Raw genomic sequence first — 17,163 nt, 5'->3', positions numbered from 1 at the left:
GGGGCTGAAGCTCCGCTCCCTCCCAACCTTGAGGAGATGGATCATGTCCTACGGATTTCTCGATATAGCCTCGACGCCCAGCGTGCGCGCAGCCCAGGCCGAAATGGGTGTTCAGGATTTCTGGACCAACCTGCCGACCGACAGGAGTTTCGACCGCTTCACGGAAAACGAGAGCGCCTTCATTGGGTCGCGCGACAGTTTCTACATGGCCTCCGTTTCCGAAACGGGCTGGCCCTATGTCCAGCACCGGGGTGGTCCACAGGGCTTTCTCAAGGTGGTCGACGATCGCACGCTTGCCTTTGCAGATTATCGCGGCAACCGGCAGTATATAAGCGTCGGCAATCTGGCGGCCAATGAGCGGGTCTGCCTCTTTCTCATGGATTATCCCCGCCGCGCGCGGCTGAAGATCTATGCGCATGCCGAGAAGCTGGCGCTCGATACGGATCCTGCGCTGACGGAGCTTGTCGCCACGCCGTCCTATCGCGCAAAGCCGGAACGCCTTTTCCGCCTTCGCCTCGAAGCTTTCGACTGGAATTGCCCGCAGCATATCACACCACGCTATACCGACGCGGAGATCGGCGTCGCCGTCCAGCCGCTTCGCCAGCGTCTCGCAGAGCAGGAAGCCGAGAATGCCGCCTTGCGGGCGCAGATCGCGCGCGCTGGAGATACCGAGTAGCGCCTGGCTACTGAGCCGGAACCATGCCCCGATCAGTGAGCGTCATACCGGCGAGATCAATGCCCATGCCACGAGCGCCCTGGGCTGCTGCCCGGCCGACGGCCTGGAGCTGGTCGGGATCGCTTTGAGACTGCTCGACGGCGCTTTCGACCAGCGCCGCCTGCAGCAGCAGGGCTTCAGCCATCTCCTGCTTCGACGCGTCGTCTGCGGTGGTGACGATGGCGGCCGATGCCATGGCATTCATGACCTGTCGGCGCACGGCAGCCGTCGATGCCGGGCTCGGGTCGTCAGTCGTGCCACGCGTCGCCTGCCAGCTGCTGATCAGCCAGACGGTATAGGCATCGACGACATTGTCGATCCTCAGGCCGTAGCGGGCAAGTGGTGGGCGCATCGCCTCAATGATATCCTGCGAGGCAAAGAGTTTGGCGAGCGTGTCAGCACCTTTCGGATCGACGGCTTTGGTCTTCGATACGAAATTCTCGAGATTGGCGGAACGGCGCGACTTCGACGGTGTATAGCGAAAGTCTGCGACGCTGACCGGTTTGGCGGCGGCAGGCGCTTGCTTTCCCGAGTTCGATTGCGGCACCGGGCGCTGCATCTGCCGGCGCAGCGTCTCGGCGATCGGCCCCATATTCAAGGTGGCCTCGAAGGCGCCGGGGCTCAGCGGCCCGGCAAAATCTGCCTGGGCGCTTGCGCTCACCGGCAGGCAGAGACTGAACCCAACGACGATAATTCGAGCATGTCTCATCAAGGAACCCCAAGGCGCAACCGAGGCGAATATATGCGGCGTGTTCGTGTCGGCAAGGTGAAGGGATGGCTTGAGGCCTACTCCGCATGCCCGCAGCTTCATATCCTCGCAGAACCGTATTGCGAATGTGCGGCATCGGACATACCCCTGTGGCTATAGCAGCAACTGGACTTTGCCCCAGCCTCCGGGGATAGTTCGAGCAATATCCGGATAGAAACGATGGAGGCTCCGGTGAAGGCTCATCTTGCGGCATGTCTTGGTCTTGCTCTCCTGGCATCGCCGGCAATGGCCGAGGGCAGGGTCGCCGAGGTCTTCACGAAGACCTGTCTCGCGCAGTTTCCGGATTTCAAGAATATCGATATGGCGCCCTATCACCCCTCCACGAACTCGACCACCACCAATAGGCTCAGCCCGGCGAACGTTCCGATGATGATGCCGACCAGCAAGACCTTCTGGGAGATCGGAACACCGGCGAAGAAATCACCCGACGATTTTCTGCTGGAGGTGAGCGAAGGCACCGTCCTGGAAAAGCCCGCAAAGGGTTGCATGGTTCTCGGAATGGGTGGCGGCAGCTTTCAGGAAGAGCCGTTGCTCGCGACATTCCAGACAAGCCAGTTCGTCGGCGAGATGACGTCGTCAATCACACCGGGCTTTCGCTACTGGATCGTTGATGGCAGCGGACGAAAAGCCTTTTTCGGCATCAGTCTTGCCAATGCCTTTGCGCCTGCGGGCGCCTCGATGTTCCTTGTAGTGATCGACCCGTCGGTGGCGCAGCAATTGGGCGAGCTGCCCAAGCAGCAGAAAAACTGAGAACAGAGGCGCATTACACAACGCAAAACCGGTGACTGTTGCCGTCATCGGCACTCCAGAAATCCCGCCAGACTTGTTACTCCCCGTCATTGGCCGCCGGGCCTAGGCTCCTTGGCGATCATCAGGGAACCCCTCCTGATGACATGGCCAATTATAGGAGCATGTCTTGAACATCGAAAACAAAACGGTGCTGATCACCGGCGCCAATCGCGGCATCGGCCGGGCTCTCATGGACGAAGCGCTGCGGCGCGGTGCAAAGCACGTTTATGCGGGATCGCGCGGCGAGCAACAGCATGACGATGAACGCGTCACCTTCGTAAAGCTCGATATTACCGATGAGTGGGATGTCCAGAAGGCGGCCGCTACTGTCGGGAACCTCGATATCCTCATCAACAATGCCGGCATCTTCATGCCCGACGATCTCGGCGATACGGACATCATCAATCGCCATCTGGCGGTCAATTTCTTCGGGCCGCTGAGGGTGACCCAGGCTTTGCTGCCGGCACTGACGCGGTCGAAAGGCGCCATCATCAACAATCTCTCCCTATCGGCACTCGTGCCGGTCGCGTCCACGCCGGCCTATTCGATCTCGAAAGCGGCGGCACATAATCTCATGCAGGCCTTCCGAGCGCTCTTGTCAGGCCGAGGTGTCGCGGTGCACAGCTGTTTCACGGGGCCGGTTGATACCGACATGACACGCGGCTTCGAGGTACCGAAGTCGCCGCCTGCCCTGGTGGCAGCGGGAATACTCGACGGTTTCGAAAGAGGCGAGGAGGATATCTTCCCCGACCCCTATTCCGAACGCGTTGCCGATGGCTGGCGCACCGGCGTCATAAAGGCACTTGAGCAGGAATTTGCCGCTTACGTTCCGCCAGCGCCTGAAGTGGCTCAGGATTGCTGTCACCACTGACATTCTGTTTGCGCGTGAATGGCGTTGCCGCGCCGTTCGCCGCAAGCGGCTGGCTCTACTTCATATAAAGCGAACGCGAACGCTCCAGATGCTTGAGCACCGCCGCTTCGGCGCCATCGACGTCGTTGGCGGCAAGCTGCTCCAGGATCTCTTCATGTTCGGCGAGCGTATATTTTTCCTTGCCGGTCCAGATCAGCATTTCCGTATGATATTCCTTCAGCCATGCCAGCATGGCTTCGCTGACGGCCACATAGATCGGATTGCCGGAGATCTGGGCGATGCGGGTATGGAACCGCATGTCGGCGGAAATGAATTCTTCGGCGTGGCCGAGCGAGGCGCGCTGATGGTCGATGATCTCGCGGAGCGCTTCGACATCGGCCTGCTTGGCGCGCTGGGCGGCCTCCCGCGCCATACCGCGCTCGAAGAAGATACGGGCACTCTTCAGGTGCTCCAGCGAATCCGCCGATTGCGACAGCATGATCTTCGCCGTCAGGTCGACCTGGCGAAAGATCGACTGGGCAGTCAGTTTCAAGACCTTCGCCCGCTCGCCGTGCGAGATGCTGACGAGGCCCTTGTTGGCGAGAGATTGCATCGCCTCGCGGATGGCGGGGCGGCCGACGCCGAAGCGTTCCATCAGAACGCGCTCGGAGGGCATTTCGTCGCCCGGTTGCAACTCTCCTGATGTGATCAGCCGTTCCAGCCGGTCAAAAACTTCATCAGACAGTTTTCGACGGACAATTGGCTCGATGGCTGAGGTCATGGCGTCTCGCTGGCTCAAATCTTCTCTCCCTTAGCATTTTCACCGACCGACGACAAAGCGCGCCAAGCGAAATTCACACCTGTTGAAAATTTCCATTGCAGAAAATGGAATACTCATTATACCAGATTACAAGTTGACGCCATGGCTTCTTGACGTGGCGAGAGGAGCAACCGGCAATTTCATGATGATAACCCTCACCTACCGCATCGAGACGCCCGGCAGCGTCGAAGCGATGGCGAACAAGATCGCCTCTGATCAATCGACCGGCACCTTCGTTCCGGTTCCGGGCGAGACAGAGGAATTGAAGTCGCGGGTCGCCGCCCGGGTGCTTGCCATCCGTTCGCTGGAAGATGCGGGCCATCCCTCCTGGCCGGAGGCGCCAGATGGCGTGCGGCTGCAGCGCGCCGATGTCGATATCGCATTCCCGCTCGATGCGATCGGCACGGATCTTTCGGCCCTGATGACGATCGCGATCGGCGGGACCTTTTCCATCAAGGGCATGACGGGCCTGCGCGTCGTCGACATGAAGCTTCCGGAGGCCTTCAGACAAGCCCATCCCGGCCCGCAATTCGGCATTCCCGGCAGCCGGCGCCTGACCGGCGTCGAGGGCCGGCCAATCATCGGCACGATCGTCAAGCCGGCACTCGGTCTGCGGCCGCACGAGACGGCGGAGCTTGTCGGCGAACTGATCGAATCCGGCGTCGACTTCATCAAGGACGACGAGAAGCTGATGAGCCCCGCCTATTCGCCGCTGAAAGAGCGCGTGGCGACGATCATGCCCCGCATTCTCGATCACGAGCAGAAGACCGGCAAGAAGGTCATGTATGCGTTCGGCATCTCGCATGCCGATCCCGACCAGATGATGCGCAACCACGATCTCGTGCTTGCGGCTGGCGGCAACTGCGCCGTCGTCAACATCAATTCGATCGGCTTTGGCGGCATGAGCTTCCTGCGCAAACGCTCCGGCCTTGTGCTGCATGCGCATCGCAACGGCTGGGACGTGCTGACGCGCCACCCCGGCATCGGCCTCGACTTCAAGGTCTATCAACAGCTCTGGCGGATGCTCGGCGTCGACCAGTTCCAGATCAACGGCATCCGTGTGAAATACTGGGAGCCGGACGAAAGCTTCGTTGCTTCCTTCAAGGCGATCAGCACGCCGCTCTTTACCCCCTCCGACTGCCCGCTTCCCGTCGCCGGCTCCGGCCAATGGGGCGGCCAGGCACCCGAAACCTATCAGCGCACCGGCCGCACCACCGATCTTCTCTATCTCTGCGGCGGCGGCATCGTCAGCCATCCGCAGGGACCGGCAGCCGGCGTACGCGCCGTGCAGCAGGCCTGGCAGGCAGCAGTCGCCGACATTCCGCTCGACGACTACGCCAAAGATCATCCCGAACTTGCTGCATCGATTGCCAAGTTCAGCGACGGCAAGGCGGCGTGAGGATGCGCGACCTGCTCGTCAGTTATTACGGCGACGATTTCACCGGCTCCACCGATGTGATGGAAGCGCTCGCCAGCAACGGCATTCCAACCGTGCTCTTCCTCGGCATTCCCGAGCAGGCACTGATTGACCGCTTCCGAGATTGCCGGGCTGTCGGCATTGCCGGAACGAGCCGCAGCGAGAGCCCGGCCTGGATGCAGGAACATCTTGCCCCGGCCTTCCAATGGCTGAAAGGCTTGCAGGCGAATATCTGCCACTACAAGGTCTGTTCGACATTCGATTCCGCGCCCGAGGTCGGCAATATCGGCAAGGCGATCGAGATCGGCAAAGAGATCTTCGAGCAGGAGCTGGTGCCCATCATCGTCGGTGCGCCGCAACTCAAGCGCTATACGGCCTTCGGCAATCTCTTTGCCGCCTATCAGGGGCGCGTTTTCCGCATCGACCGCCACCCGGTCATGAGCCGTCATCCCGTCACGCCCATGCAGGAGGCGGATCTTGCCGTTCATCTCGGCAAACAGACCGACCTTGCCGTTTCGCTCGCCGACCTGACGCTGCTGTCAGCACCCGATGCGGACGCGAGGACCGACCAGCTGATCGCCGAGGCGTCAGGCATCCTGCTTCTCGATGTCGATTCCGCCGAGAGCCAGGCTTCCGCCGGCCGGCAGCTGCAGCGCATCGCGGCTGCCAAGGGCAGTTTCGTCGCCGGCTCCTCCGGCGTCGAATATGCGCTCATCGATGCGTGGCGCGAAAAGGGCCTGATCGGCCAGGGCGTCGAGTTTCAGTCGCCGGGTAAGGTGGATCGGCTCGCCGTCGTCTCCGGCAGCGTCTCGCCGACGACGGAACGGCAGATTCGCACGGCAATTGCCGACGGCTTTCATGATATTCCACTCGATCCTCTGGCACTGGTCGGCACCAATGCCGAGGCGGCACTGGACGTCGCGGTCGCCGCAGGCCTTGCCGCGCTGAAAGCCGGCCGCAGCGTCATCCTGCACACCGCCCTTGGACCCTCGGCCGATCGCGGCGCCGATATCGACCAGCTACCCGGCGCCCGTCATCGGCTGGGTCGCGCGCTCGGAACCATCCTGCGCCGCCTTGTCCAAACCGAAGGGCTTTCGCGCGCCGTTATTGCCGGCGGCGACACGTCGAGCCATGCGCTGAAGGAATTGCGCGTCGATGCACTGACGACCCTCTTGCCGCTGCCGCAGACCCCCGGTTCGCCGCTCTGCACCGCCCATGGCGGCTACGCGTCGACGGACGGGCTGCAGATTGCGCTGAAGGGCGGGCAAGTCGGCGCCGACGGCTATTTCGCGCAGATCCGGGACGGAAGGAAGGCATGATGCAATCGGGTGGCTTCGTCCGCGAACGATAATGGAATGGTGATTGACTCATCATACCAGTTACGATACCAATCCCGCATATGAAGGTGAGGAAACATGACTGCAATTGCCCTCTTTGGCGCCGGCGGAAAAATGGGATACCGGCTGGCCAAAAATCTCAAAGGTTCCCGTTTTGATGTTCGTCATGTCGAGGTCAGCGACGCCGGCAAGGCGCGGCTGAAGAACGATCTCGGCATCGATTGTACGCCGGCCGATGCCGCGCTCGATGGCGCTGATGTCGTGATCCTCGCCGTACCGGATACCGCGATCGGCAAGGTTGCAGCTGGTATCGTCGACAAGCTGAAGCCCGGCACGATGGTCGTCGCCCTCGACGCCGCCGCCCCCTTTGCCGGCCATCTGCCTGAGCGCGCGGACCTAACCTATTTCGTGACCCACCCCTGCCATCCGCCGATCTTCAACGACGAGACGGAGATGCAGGCCAAGAAGGACCATTTTGGTGGCCTCTTTGCCAAGCAGCACATCGTCTCCTCCCTGATGCAGGGTCCGGAAAGCGCTTACGGCCTCGGCGAAGAGATCGCAAAGGTTATCTGGGCGCCGGTCATGCGCTCGCACCGCGTCACGGTCGACCAGATGGCAATGCTGGAGCCCGGCCTTTCGGAAACCGTCTGCGCCTCGCTGCTCGTGATCATGCGCCAGGCGATGGACGAATGCGTCGCCCGCGGTGTTCCAGCGGAAGCCGCCCGCGACTTCCTGCTCGGCCACATGAACGTGCTCGGCGCCGTCATCTTCAAGGAAGTCGACGGTGTGTTCTCGGATGCCTGCAACAAGGCGATCGAGTTCGGCATTCCGGCCCTCATGCGCGACGACTGGAAGAAGGTCTTCGAACCTCAGGAGATCGCCGACAGCATCCGGCGCATCACCTGATACTGCCGCGGCAGGGCTCGAGCCTTGCCGCCTGTGCCGGCCCGGGGGGACTTTGAAGACGGGCCGGTTTTCGATCTCGCATGGATTGAACCGAACCGGGGTTGGTTCGGCCATGCGTCAAACCTGGGAGGAGAAACCATGAAACTTACACGTAGACTGACCCTTGCAGCCTTCGCCGGCGCCCTGTCGCTCGGTGTTGCGATGCCGGCCTTTTCGGCGGACCTGATCGCCATCATCACGCCGGCCCACGACAACCCCTTCTTCAAGGCGGAAGCGGTCGGCGCCGAAGCCAAGGCCAAGGAGCTTGGCTATGAGGCGCTCGTCATGACGCATGACGACGACGCCAACAAGCAGTCGGAAATGATCGATACCGCCATCGGCCGCGGCGCCAAGGCGATCATCCTCGACAATGCCGGTGCCGATGCATCGGTTGCCGCCGTCAAGAAGGCCAAGGATGCCGGCATCCCCTCCTTCCTCATCGACCGCGAAATCAATGCGACCGGCGTTGCCGTCGCCCAAATCGTTTCCAACAACTATCAGGGCGCCCAGCTCGGCGCGCAGGAATTCGTCAAGCTGATGGGTGAGAAGGGCAATTATGTCGAGCTCGTCGGCAAGGAGTCGGACACCAATGCCGGCATCCGCTCGCAGGGCTATCATGACGTCATCGACGACTATCCTGATCTGAAATCTGTCGCCAAGCAGTCGGCCAACTGGAGCCAGACGGAAGCCTACGCCAAGATGGAAACCATCCTGCAGGCGAACCCCGATATCAAGGGCGTCATCTCCGGCAATGATACGATGGCCATGGGCGCAATCGCCGCTCTTCAGGCTGCCGGCCGCAAGGACGTGATCGTCGTCGGTTTCGACGGCTCCAACGATGTGCGCGACTCCATCAAATCAGGCGGCATCAAGGCAACCGTGCTGCAGCCGGCCTATGCACAGGCCCAGATGGCTGTCGAACAGGCTGATGCCTATATCAAGAACAAGACGGCACCGAAGGAGGAAAAGCAGCTCATGGACTGCGTCCTCATCAATGCCGACAATGCGGGCAAGCTCGAGACCTTTGCCATCGCAAAGTAAAGCGGACGACTGCTGCAGGGAGCGCGGGAGACCGCGCTCCCTGCAGCCTATTCTCTTTCATTTCGAGGTTTATCGCATGTTGAGGATCAGGGGCGCCCTGATCGCCGCGCTCGTCGCGGCGGCTTTGCCCGGCTGCAAGATCATCAAGACACCGACTGCGGAAGAAAAAGCCGCAGCGGCGGCCAAGAGCGCTTTCGATCCGAATGCCAAGGTCGATGCCATTTGGCAGCCGCAAGTCGTGCCCTATTATGAAAAGCGCGCCGGCGCGCTGAAGGATGTCGTAGCACTTGCCGCTTCGAGCCCCGACCAGGCCGGCGAGAAATACGGCAATCCGCACAAACAGGCGAGCTCGCCCTGGACCTATGCCGTCAAGTTCAGCGGCAAGGTCGTCGCCGCCGATACCGCCTCGCGGGCAGCAACGCTCGATGTCGATGCCGACGGCGACGGCAAAGCCGACGCAAAAGTCCAGATCGGGCCTGCCATCCGCGGCACGGCGCTGCGCGACACGCTGGATTTCGTCAATTTCAACGAGTTCAAGAACCAGATCGAATGGGCACAGTTCGGCAAGTCCTTCAATGAGCAGGCCAATAGCGCCTTCCTGTCGGCGATCCCGCGCGACAGCCTGGTCGGCAAGACGGTGACCGTGACCGGCGCTTTTCCGCTGCCTTCGGGCAGCGATCTGCCGCTCGTGACCCCTTCGGCGCTGACGGTGGCACCATGACGATCGCCGAGGCTCCAAAGGACGAGATCATCCTGCGCCTCGACGACGTGTCGAAGGTCTATTCCGGCATCGTCGCCGTCAAGCGTGCCAATCTCGAATTGCGCCGCGGCGCCGTCAACGTGCTGGTCGGCGAAAACGGTGCCGGCAAGTCGACGCTGATGAAGATCATCGCCGGCGTCGAACGGCCGACGCTCGGGAACATCATTCTGGACGGTGAAACCGTTTCCTTCGCCAGCCCCGCCGATGCGCAGGCGCATGGCATCGGCATGATCTTCCAGGAGCTCAATCTTTTCGCCAACATGTCGGTTGCCGAAAACATCTTTGCGACGCGCGAACTGACCCGCGGCGTGCTCGGCATCGACCACAAGGAACAGGTCCGCAAGGCCAACGAATTCCTTGGGCGTCTCGATGCCGGCATCGATGCCGAGACCATGGTCGAGGACCTTCCGATCGGCCAGCAGCAGCTTGTAGAGATCGCCAAGGCAATGTCGCTGAATGCCCGCATCCTCATCATGGACGAGCCGACATCGGCGCTGTCGGCAGCCGAAGTCGAGATCCTCTTCAAGGTGATCGGCGAGTTGAAGGCGCAAGGGGTCGCGATCGTCTATATCTCGCATCGCCTCGAAGAGCTCATGCGGATCGGCGATTACATCACCGTCCTGCGCGATGGGCAGATTACCGGCCATGCCATGGTCAGGGATATCGACACCCGCTGGATCGTGCGTTCGATGATCGGCTCGGATGCCAAGGATTTTGCGAAATCCGACGATCATGCGCTCGGCAAGGAAATGTTCCGCGCCGAAAATATCAGCCTGCCGCGGCCGACCGGCGGGCTTGCAGTCGATAATGTCTCACTGTCGGTCAGGGCAGGCGAGATCCTCGGGATTTACGGGCTGATGGGCGCCGGGCGCAGCGAATTCTTCGAATGCGTCATCGGCCGCCATGCGCACTCGACCGGCAAGATCTTCATCGACGGCAAGGAGGTACGAGCGCGCGATACGACGCGGCGCATCCGCCGGGGCCTCGCGCTCATTCCCGAGGACCGGCAGCGCGAAGGGCTGGTGCAGGTGCTCTCGATCGCATCGAACCTGACGCTTGCAAGCCTTGGCCGCTTCACACGCCTCTTCCATATCAATGCCAAGGCCGAGAAGAACGCCATCGTCGAGGCGATCCGCGATCTCTCGATCAAAGCGCCGAACCCGGACTTCGAGGTGACCTCGATGTCCGGCGGCAACCAACAGAAGGTTGTCATCGGTAAGGCGCTGATGACCAATCCGAAGGTTCTGCTGATGGACGAGCCGAGCCGCGGCATCGATGTCGGCGCCAAGGCGGATGTTTTCCGCACCATGCGCCGGCTTGCCGCCAATGGCCTCGCCATCCTGTTTTCAACATCCGACCTCGAAGAGGTCATGGCGCTTTCCGATCGCATCGCGGTGCTCAGCAACGGCCATCTCATCGCCGTCTTCGACCGCGCGCAAGCAACGGAAGAGGCCATTATCGCGGCCTCCGCCAAGGGGCACGAACATCAAGGGAAACTTGCGTCATGACGGCGGCTACCGCATCCACTTCCGCGCCGAAGGGCGCGAACGGCTCCTTCCTCCTGACGCTGATGAAGCTTCGAACCTTCATCGCGCTCTTTGCCGTCATCATCTTCTTCTCGATCTTCGCGCCGAACTTCACCTCGACGGCGAACATGATCCTCATGTCGAAACATGTGGCGCTGAATGCCTTCCTGGCGATGGGCATGACCTTCGTCATCATCACTGGCGGTATCGATCTCTCGGTCGGTTCGATCGTCGGCCTGTGCGGCATGGTCGCCGGCGGGTTGATCCTCTACGGCATCGAACTGCCGATCGGCTATACGGTCTATTTCAATCTCGTCGAGATCGTGCTGATCACGCTGGCAATCGGTCTCTTCATCGGCCTGATCAACGGCCTGTTGATCACCAAGCTCAATGTCGCGCCCTTCATCGCCACGCTCGGCACGCTCTATGTCGCCCGCGGCCTGGCGCTGCTTTCATCCGACGGCCAGACCTTTCCGAACCTCGTCGGGCGGCCGGAATATGCGACGACCGGTTTCGATTTCTTCGGTGCGGGCCGCGTTCTTGGCCTGCCGGTATCGATCTGGATCCTGATCGTGCTGGCGCTGGTAGCGGCTTACGTCGCGCGCTCGACGCCGATCGGGCGCCACATCTTTGCCGTCGGCGGCAATGAGCGCGCCGCCCGCATGTCGGGCATCCGCGTGGATCTGGTCAAGATCTTCGTCTACATGTTCTCCGGGCTTTGCGCCGCGATCGTCGGCATCGTCATCTCCTCGGAGCTGATGGCCGCGCATCCGGCAACGGGCGAAAGCTTCGAACTCAACGCGATTGCCGCAGCCGTACTCGGCGGCACTTCGATGTCTGGCGGGCGCGGCACGATCGGGGGAACGATCATCGGTGCCTTCGTCATCGGCATTCTCTCCGACGGACTGGTGATGATGGGGGTTTCCTCCTTCTGGCAGATGGTCATCAAGGGTCTGGTGATCATCATCGCAGTCGTCGTCGACCAGGCGCAGCGTCGGCTGCAGCAGCGCGTGACCCTCATGCAGATGGCAAAGGCAGGTTGAAATGGCTGACGTGAAAGGTGCTTTGATCGGCTGCGGCTTCTTTGCGATCAATCAGATGCATGCATGGAAGGATGTTGACGGTGCCGCGATCGTGGCAATCTGCGACCGCGATCCTGAGCGGCTGAAGATCGTCGGCGACCAGTTCGGCATTAACAGGCGCTATACGGATGCGGCGGCCATGTTTGCCGATGGCGGCTTCGATTTCGTCGATATCGCCACCACGGTCCAGAGCCACCGGGCGCTGGTGGAAATGGCAGCCAGCCACACGATCCCGGCCATCTGCCAAAAACCCTTCGCCAAGACGCTTGCCGATGCCAAGGCGATGGTCGAAGCCTGCCGGAAGGCCGGCATTCCGCTGATGGTGCACGAGAATTTCCGCTGGCAGACGCCGATCCAGGCCGCGCGCCGGCTCTTGGACAGCAAGGCGATCGGCATACCCTTCTGGGGCCGTTTCTCCTTCCGCTCCGGCTATGACGTATTTTCCGGCCAGCCCTATCTCGCCGAAGGCGAACGCTTCATCATCGAGGATCTCGGCATCCACACACTGGATATTGCCCGCTTCATCCTCGGCGACGTGAAAGCGCTGACGGCGCGCACGAAACGCGTCAACCCAAAGATCAAGGGCGAGGATGTCGCGACGATCCTGCTCGACCACGAAAGCGGCGCCACCTCCATCGTCGACGTCAGCTACGCGACGAAGCTTGGCACCGAGCCGTTCCCGGAAACGCTGATCGAGCTCGACGGCACCGATGGCACGATCCGCCTTTCGGCCGGCTATCGGCTCGAAGTGACCAATGCGGCAGGTACCGTCGTTTCCGACGCTTCGCCGCAGCTTCTCTCCTGGGCCTCCCGGCCCTGGCACAATATTCAGGAGAGCGTCTATGCAATCCAGAAGCACTGGGTCGACCGGCTGAAAAATGGCGGCGAGCCGGCAACGTCGGGCGCCGACAATCTCAAGACCTTTGCCCTTGTCGAAGCGGCCTATGACAGTGCCGCATCGGGAAAGACGATCGACGTGGAGGCGATGCTGAAATGACCACGGACGCCTTCGCCCTCTACGGCACGCATGAGGCCGAAGAGCATCCGGCCCGCCTGATCGCCGGGCGCCTCTCGGCCGATCTTGCCAACGGCAATCTGCGCACGATCCGCTATGACGGTATCGAGGTGCTGCGCGCCGTCTCCTATCTGGTGCGCGACCGCGACTGGGGAACCTATAGCCCCCGGATCGAAGATCTCTGGGTCGAGCAGGGCAACGGTGCCTTTTCCGTCCGCTATGTCGCCCATTGCAGCGGACCCGAGGATAGCAGGCTTGCCATTTCGGTGCATGTTGCGGCAACGGAGCATGAACTGACCTTCGAAGCCAGCGCGCTCTCGCCGACCGGTTTCGAGACCAATCGCTGCGGTTTCTGCATCCTGCACCCGATCGTCGGCATTGCCGGAAACCCAGCCAAGGTCGAGCATGTGGATGGTCGCGTGAACGAGACGCGCTTTCCCGACCGGATCGACCCCTGGCAGCCCTTCAAGGATATGCGGGCGATCACCCATCATGTGCTGCCGGGCGTTTCAGCCGAATGCCGTATGGAAGGCGATACATTCGAGATGGAAGATCAGCGCAACTGGTCGGATGCCTCCTACAAGACCTATGTGCGCCCGCTGGCGCTTCCCTGGCCCTACCAGATCGCCGCCAACGAACCGGTGCGGCAGAGGATCGTCCTTTCCATCCGCGACACCAGGAGCGGACAAACGACCGCCGCCGGCTCCGCTGCTGGCGCGATCCGGCTCGAACCGGGTGAGCACAGCGGCACCATGCCGGCCATTGGCCTGATCGTCGCGCCTGATGAAGCCAAGGCCGTGCTTGCGGCCCGTGATCTGCTTTCGGGGATTGCCCCGCAGGAATTGCTTTTCCACTTCGATCCTAACGCCGGGCATGGCGCTGATGCATTGCAGGATTTTGCCGCGATTGCCGCGCTTCACCGCGGACAGTCGACGCTGGAGATCGCCCTGCCCTGCAAGCAGTCGCCAGCATCCGAAACTGCCGAAATTGCCAAACAGATGCAGGCTGCGGGTTTCCGCCCCGATGCCATCATGATCTCCCCTTCCGTCGACCGGCAGTCGACGCCTCCGGGCAGCAAGTGGCCCGAATGCCCGCCGCTTGAAGAGGTCTATGCCGCAGCGCACGAGGCCTTTGCCGGCATTCGAATCGGCGGCGGCATGCTGAGCTACTTCACCGAGCTCAACCGCAAGCGCGTGCCGGCCGATCGCCTCGGTTTTATCAGCCACTGCACCAACCCGATCGTCCATGCCGCCGATGATCTGAGCGTCATGCAGACGCTGGAAGCGCTGCCCTTCATCACGGGCTCGGTACGCGCCATCTATGGCGACAAGCCCTACCGGATCGGTCCATCGACCATTCCCATGCGGCAGAACCCCTATGGCAGCCGCACCATGGACAATCCCGCCGGCGGCCGCATTCCGATGGCAAACCGCGATCCACGCCACAATGGCCGCTTCGCGGAAGCGTTTGCGCTCGGCTACGCCATCCGCGTGCTGGATGCCGATCTCGAATGCCTGACGCTCGCAGCGCTGACCGGCCCCTTCGGCCTGGTTGCCGGTAAGGCAGAACCAACGGAAGAAGGCGGCAACAGGCCGCTTTTTACCATCGTGAAGCTGCTGTCCAGCCTTGCCGGGTCAGCCTGGATTGGCTGCACGTCTTCGCATCCGTCGAAGGTTCTGGCCTTCCTGTCGGGGTCGACGCTGCATATCGTCAATCTGATGGCCCAAGAGCAAAGCATCGATATCAGTGCCTTTGGCTCGGACTCGCAAGGCAAGAGCATGGCACTTGCGCCTTTTGGTACGGCGTCGATCAAACTCGCCGTTTAGGGCTTTCGGGCACATCGCGCAGACCGGTGGGCATCAGTGTCTGTGCCGTGGAGGATGCACTGTTTAAAAATCCAGGCCACGCACATTCTGTGGTTGCTTTTATGTTTCTATTCTCGTAAAACGTTTATATGCGAAATATCGGGCGAGCCGTTACGATGGATACGATTCCCACCGAAGGCTTTGATGTGGCTTTGACACTGACCGACACCCTTGATCATCTGCCGGCCAGCAAGCGGCGCGAACTTGCCCGCGTCCTGGAGATCATCTTCTTCGAGATCGAGCAGTTTCGGTCAACCAAGCAGTCTGCAAAGAAAGCCAATGGCAAGATCCTCAAGGTCATCCTCTACGGCTCCTACGCCCGCGGCGACTGGGTGGAAGACCGGCTGAGTGGCTATCGCTCGGATTACGATATTCTCATCGTCGTCAATTCAGAGAGCTTTGCGCAGGAACAGGAGCTTTGGCTTTCGCTTGATGAACGGTTCCTGCAGGAACAGATGCCCACCGGATCGAGACGCCGGTCATTCCGATCGTCCATAGCCTGCATGACGTCAACGACCAACTGTCGCGCGGCCGGCCGTTCTTTGTCGATATCGCCACAGACGGCAAGGTCCTCTACGAAGAGGAAGGTCATCCCTTCGTCCAGCCGAAGGCCCCGACGAAGGAAGAGGCGAACGTTGAAACGCAGCGGTATTTCGATGAATGGAGCCAAAACGCGAGAGGTTTCCTGAAGGCAGAAGACGCATTGGGACAGGAGTACCCTAAGCAACGCGCTTTCTTGCTTCATCAGGCTACGGAAGCACTGTATCACTGCCTGCTGCTGGCCCTGACGCTCTACAGTCCGAAATCGCACCGCATCAAGGTTCTGCGCTTCAAAGCCGAGGACCTCGACAAGCGGATTATCGAAGCTTGGCCGCGCGACAACCGGATCGCACGGCGGCGCTTCGAGCTCCCGTCACGCGCCGACGTCGAGGCCCGGTACTCGCCGAACTATGAGATCACTATAGAGGACCTCGCATGGCTGGTCGAAAGGGTGAAGGTCCTGCAAAGACTGGTCGCGATCATCTGCCGGGAACGTCTTTCGTAGTCTGTTCGCCTTGAAGGGAAACGAAGCCGCCGCCCCTCACTACCGCCGGCCTGCTCTGATCAAGAACTCATAACCGACAGAATTCTTCTCGGGCTTTGCGTGAGACGGATACCACCGTCCTTTCCAACGGCAACTGTTTCGCTAAAGCCGAGACCTTGCGCCGTCGCATAGAGATGGAACACCATGCCCTCCCTCAGCAACCAGTTGGATGTCGGCAGGAAGACGCGGGAGAAATCGCTCGTGCGCGGCGTGCGGGTATAAAGGCCAAGCGTATAGGCCGTGACGTTTTGGTAGGTCGGGCGCAAGCCCGCACCGAGCGCGCCCTGGCGCATGATCGCGTCGACGTCGCTTGCGATCGCACCCGACTTCATCGCGGCGATCTGACGATCCTGCAAATCGACCAGCTTTTCGGCCGCGGCCGTAAGCTCTGCCGGCGGTGCGCCAACCATGATCGGCCGCATCATGCGCGCGCCATAATTTCCGACGCGGGGGGTCAGCTCGGCATGTAGGACATCGCCCTCTTCGATCGCCTCGGTCTTGAACACGCCATGCAGGAACTCATGGCTGCCGGAGGCCTTCACCACCGGGCCGACCTCGCCGGTATCCGCGCCGTCGCGCAGGAAGACGCCGGAGGCGATAGCTGCTGCGTCGCGCGTGGTTATGCCAGGCTTCACCTGCCGGGCGATCTCCAGCATGGCCTTGTCGGCAATCACCGATGCTTGCTGCAAGACCGCGATTTCTTCAGCCGACTTCACCCAGCGCAAGCTATCGCTCAGGCCCGGCATCGGCACGATAGTCGCCTCTGGCAGAAGCTGGGTGAGACGCATGAAAGTTGCCGCACTTATACAGTATGAATTGGTGTCGAGACCGATCCGCGCCTTGCCGAAGCCGTGCTGGCGGATGCTTTCCGCGACTGCCGTCTGCGCGTCTTCCGTGTCGGCGAAACCGATGACGTCGGTGATCCAGCTCTTTTCACGACATGGCGCCTCGTCCAGCGCCCGCAACGTAAACCAGGCGTCACCCTCGCGCGGCAAAAAGGCGGCACGGTACATAGTTTCGGAGACGGTGTAACCGGTCAGCCAAGCCAGCAGCTCGCCGCTATCGACGAGCAGCAGATCGACGTCGGCGGATGCCATGGCGTCCCGGGCGCGTGCGATACGGCGATCAAATTCCGCCCGGGAGAACAT

At 61.4% G+C, this 17,163-nt stretch carries 15 protein-coding genes and 1 pseudogene; 13 read left to right on the top strand and 3 right to left on the bottom strand.

Translation table 11 applies throughout. From position 1 onward, the window contains the following. The first annotated feature begins 43 nt into the window (after positions 1-43). Entirely contained in the window at positions 44-676 is a 633-nt protein-coding gene (locus tag ACR9ZQ_RS39660) for a pyridoxamine 5'-phosphate oxidase family protein (RefSeq protein WP_481430664.1), read from the top strand. 7 nt (positions 677-683) lie between these two features. Here the strand turns inward: ACR9ZQ_RS39660 and ACR9ZQ_RS39655 are convergent, their stop codons facing one another. Beyond that, the gene (locus ACR9ZQ_RS39655) at positions 684-1,424 is read right to left on the bottom strand and encodes a DUF6683 family protein (RefSeq protein WP_481430663.1); all 741 of its coding nucleotides are present in this window, start codon (positions 1,422-1,424) and stop codon (positions 684-686) included. Positions 1,425-1,655: 231 nt separating this feature from the next. On the opposite strand from ACR9ZQ_RS39655, the gene ACR9ZQ_RS39650 reads away from it, so the two are divergent. Together ACR9ZQ_RS39650 and ACR9ZQ_RS39645 are read left to right on the top strand one after the other, a co-directional pair. Further along, positions 1,656-2,234, top strand: coding sequence for a hypothetical protein (locus ACR9ZQ_RS39650; RefSeq protein WP_481430662.1), 579 nt, complete (start codon positions 1,656-1,658; stop codon positions 2,232-2,234). A gap of 166 nt (positions 2,235-2,400) precedes the next feature. Beyond that, positions 2,401-3,144 carry an SDR family NAD(P)-dependent oxidoreductase gene (locus ACR9ZQ_RS39645; RefSeq protein WP_439018733.1) on the top strand — a complete coding sequence of 248 codons (744 nt, stop codon included), beginning with the start codon at positions 2,401-2,403 and terminating at the stop codon, positions 3,142-3,144. A gap of 55 nt (positions 3,145-3,199) precedes the next feature. Here the strand turns inward: ACR9ZQ_RS39645 and ACR9ZQ_RS39640 are convergent, their stop codons facing one another. After that, positions 3,200-3,904 carry a transcriptional regulator NanR gene (locus tag ACR9ZQ_RS39640; RefSeq protein WP_310382156.1) on the bottom strand — a complete coding sequence of 235 codons (705 nt, stop codon included), beginning with the start codon at positions 3,902-3,904 and terminating at the stop codon, positions 3,200-3,202. A gap of 181 nt (positions 3,905-4,085) precedes the next feature. Between ACR9ZQ_RS39640 and oiaX the strand changes: the two genes are divergently transcribed. The 10 genes and pseudogenes from oiaX (at position 4,086) to ACR9ZQ_RS39590 (ending at position 15,976) form a co-directional block, all read left to right on the top strand. Further along, positions 4,086-5,342 carry a 3-oxo-isoapionate-4-phosphate decarboxylase OiaX gene (gene oiaX, locus ACR9ZQ_RS39635; protein ID WP_481430661.1) on the top strand — a complete coding sequence of 419 codons (1,257 nt, stop codon included), beginning with the start codon at positions 4,086-4,088 and terminating at the stop codon, positions 5,340-5,342. 2 nt (positions 5,343-5,344) lie between these two features. Beyond that, positions 5,345-6,679, top strand: a complete 1,335-nt coding sequence (locus ACR9ZQ_RS39630; protein WP_481430660.1) for a four-carbon acid sugar kinase family protein — start codon at positions 5,345-5,347, stop codon at positions 6,677-6,679. Positions 6,680-6,775: 96 nt separating this feature from the next. Next, a complete protein-coding gene (locus tag ACR9ZQ_RS39625; protein ID WP_481430659.1) occupies positions 6,776-7,603 on the top strand; it encodes a phosphogluconate dehydrogenase C-terminal domain-containing protein in 828 nt (275 codons plus the stop codon). Between the two features lie 138 nt (positions 7,604-7,741). Next, a complete protein-coding gene (locus ACR9ZQ_RS39620) occupies positions 7,742-8,683 on the top strand; it encodes a D-ribose ABC transporter substrate-binding protein (RefSeq protein WP_007820525.1) in 942 nt (313 codons plus the stop codon). Between the two features lie 76 nt (positions 8,684-8,759). Then, complete coding sequence (locus ACR9ZQ_RS39615) at positions 8,760-9,404, top strand: DUF2291 family protein (RefSeq protein ID WP_481430658.1); 645 nt, start codon at positions 8,760-8,762, stop codon at positions 9,402-9,404. Next, positions 9,401-10,951: a sugar ABC transporter ATP-binding protein gene (locus tag ACR9ZQ_RS39610; RefSeq protein WP_481430657.1), complete on the top strand. Its 1,551-nt coding sequence runs from the start codon at positions 9,401-9,403 to the stop codon at positions 10,949-10,951. Before ACR9ZQ_RS39615 ends, ACR9ZQ_RS39610 begins: the two co-directional genes overlap by 4 nt. Continuing rightward, entirely contained in the window at positions 10,948-12,012 is a 1,065-nt protein-coding gene (locus tag ACR9ZQ_RS39605; RefSeq protein ID WP_007820528.1) for an ABC transporter permease, read from the top strand. Before ACR9ZQ_RS39610 ends, ACR9ZQ_RS39605 begins: the two co-directional genes overlap by 4 nt. A gap of 1 nt (position 12,013) precedes the next feature. Then, positions 12,014-13,048 (top strand): Gfo/Idh/MocA family protein, encoded by a 1,035-nt coding sequence (locus tag ACR9ZQ_RS39600; RefSeq protein ID WP_481430655.1) that lies wholly within the window; start codon positions 12,014-12,016, stop codon positions 13,046-13,048. Next, on the top strand, positions 13,045-14,892 hold the full coding sequence (gene apnL / locus ACR9ZQ_RS39595; RefSeq protein ID WP_481430654.1) for a D-apionate lactonase: 1,848 nt from the start codon (positions 13,045-13,047) through the stop codon (positions 14,890-14,892). Before ACR9ZQ_RS39600 ends, apnL begins: the two co-directional genes overlap by 4 nt. 155 nt (positions 14,893-15,047) lie before the next feature. Beyond that, positions 15,048-15,976 (top strand): annotated as a pseudogene (locus tag ACR9ZQ_RS39590) (nucleotidyltransferase domain-containing protein). Positions 15,977-16,035: 59 nt separating this feature from the next. On the opposite strand, the gene ACR9ZQ_RS39585 reads toward ACR9ZQ_RS39590, so the two are convergent. Continuing rightward, positions 16,036-17,163: a M24 family metallopeptidase gene (locus ACR9ZQ_RS39585; protein ID WP_481430652.1), complete on the bottom strand. Its 1,128-nt coding sequence runs from the start codon at positions 17,161-17,163 to the stop codon at positions 16,036-16,038.

The sequence above is a fragment of the Rhizobium sp. KNZ14-9A genome (assembly GCF_056755015.1).
The sequence above is the reverse complement of the archived record's forward strand: the minus strand, read 5'-3'. Positions and strand labels throughout refer to the sequence as shown.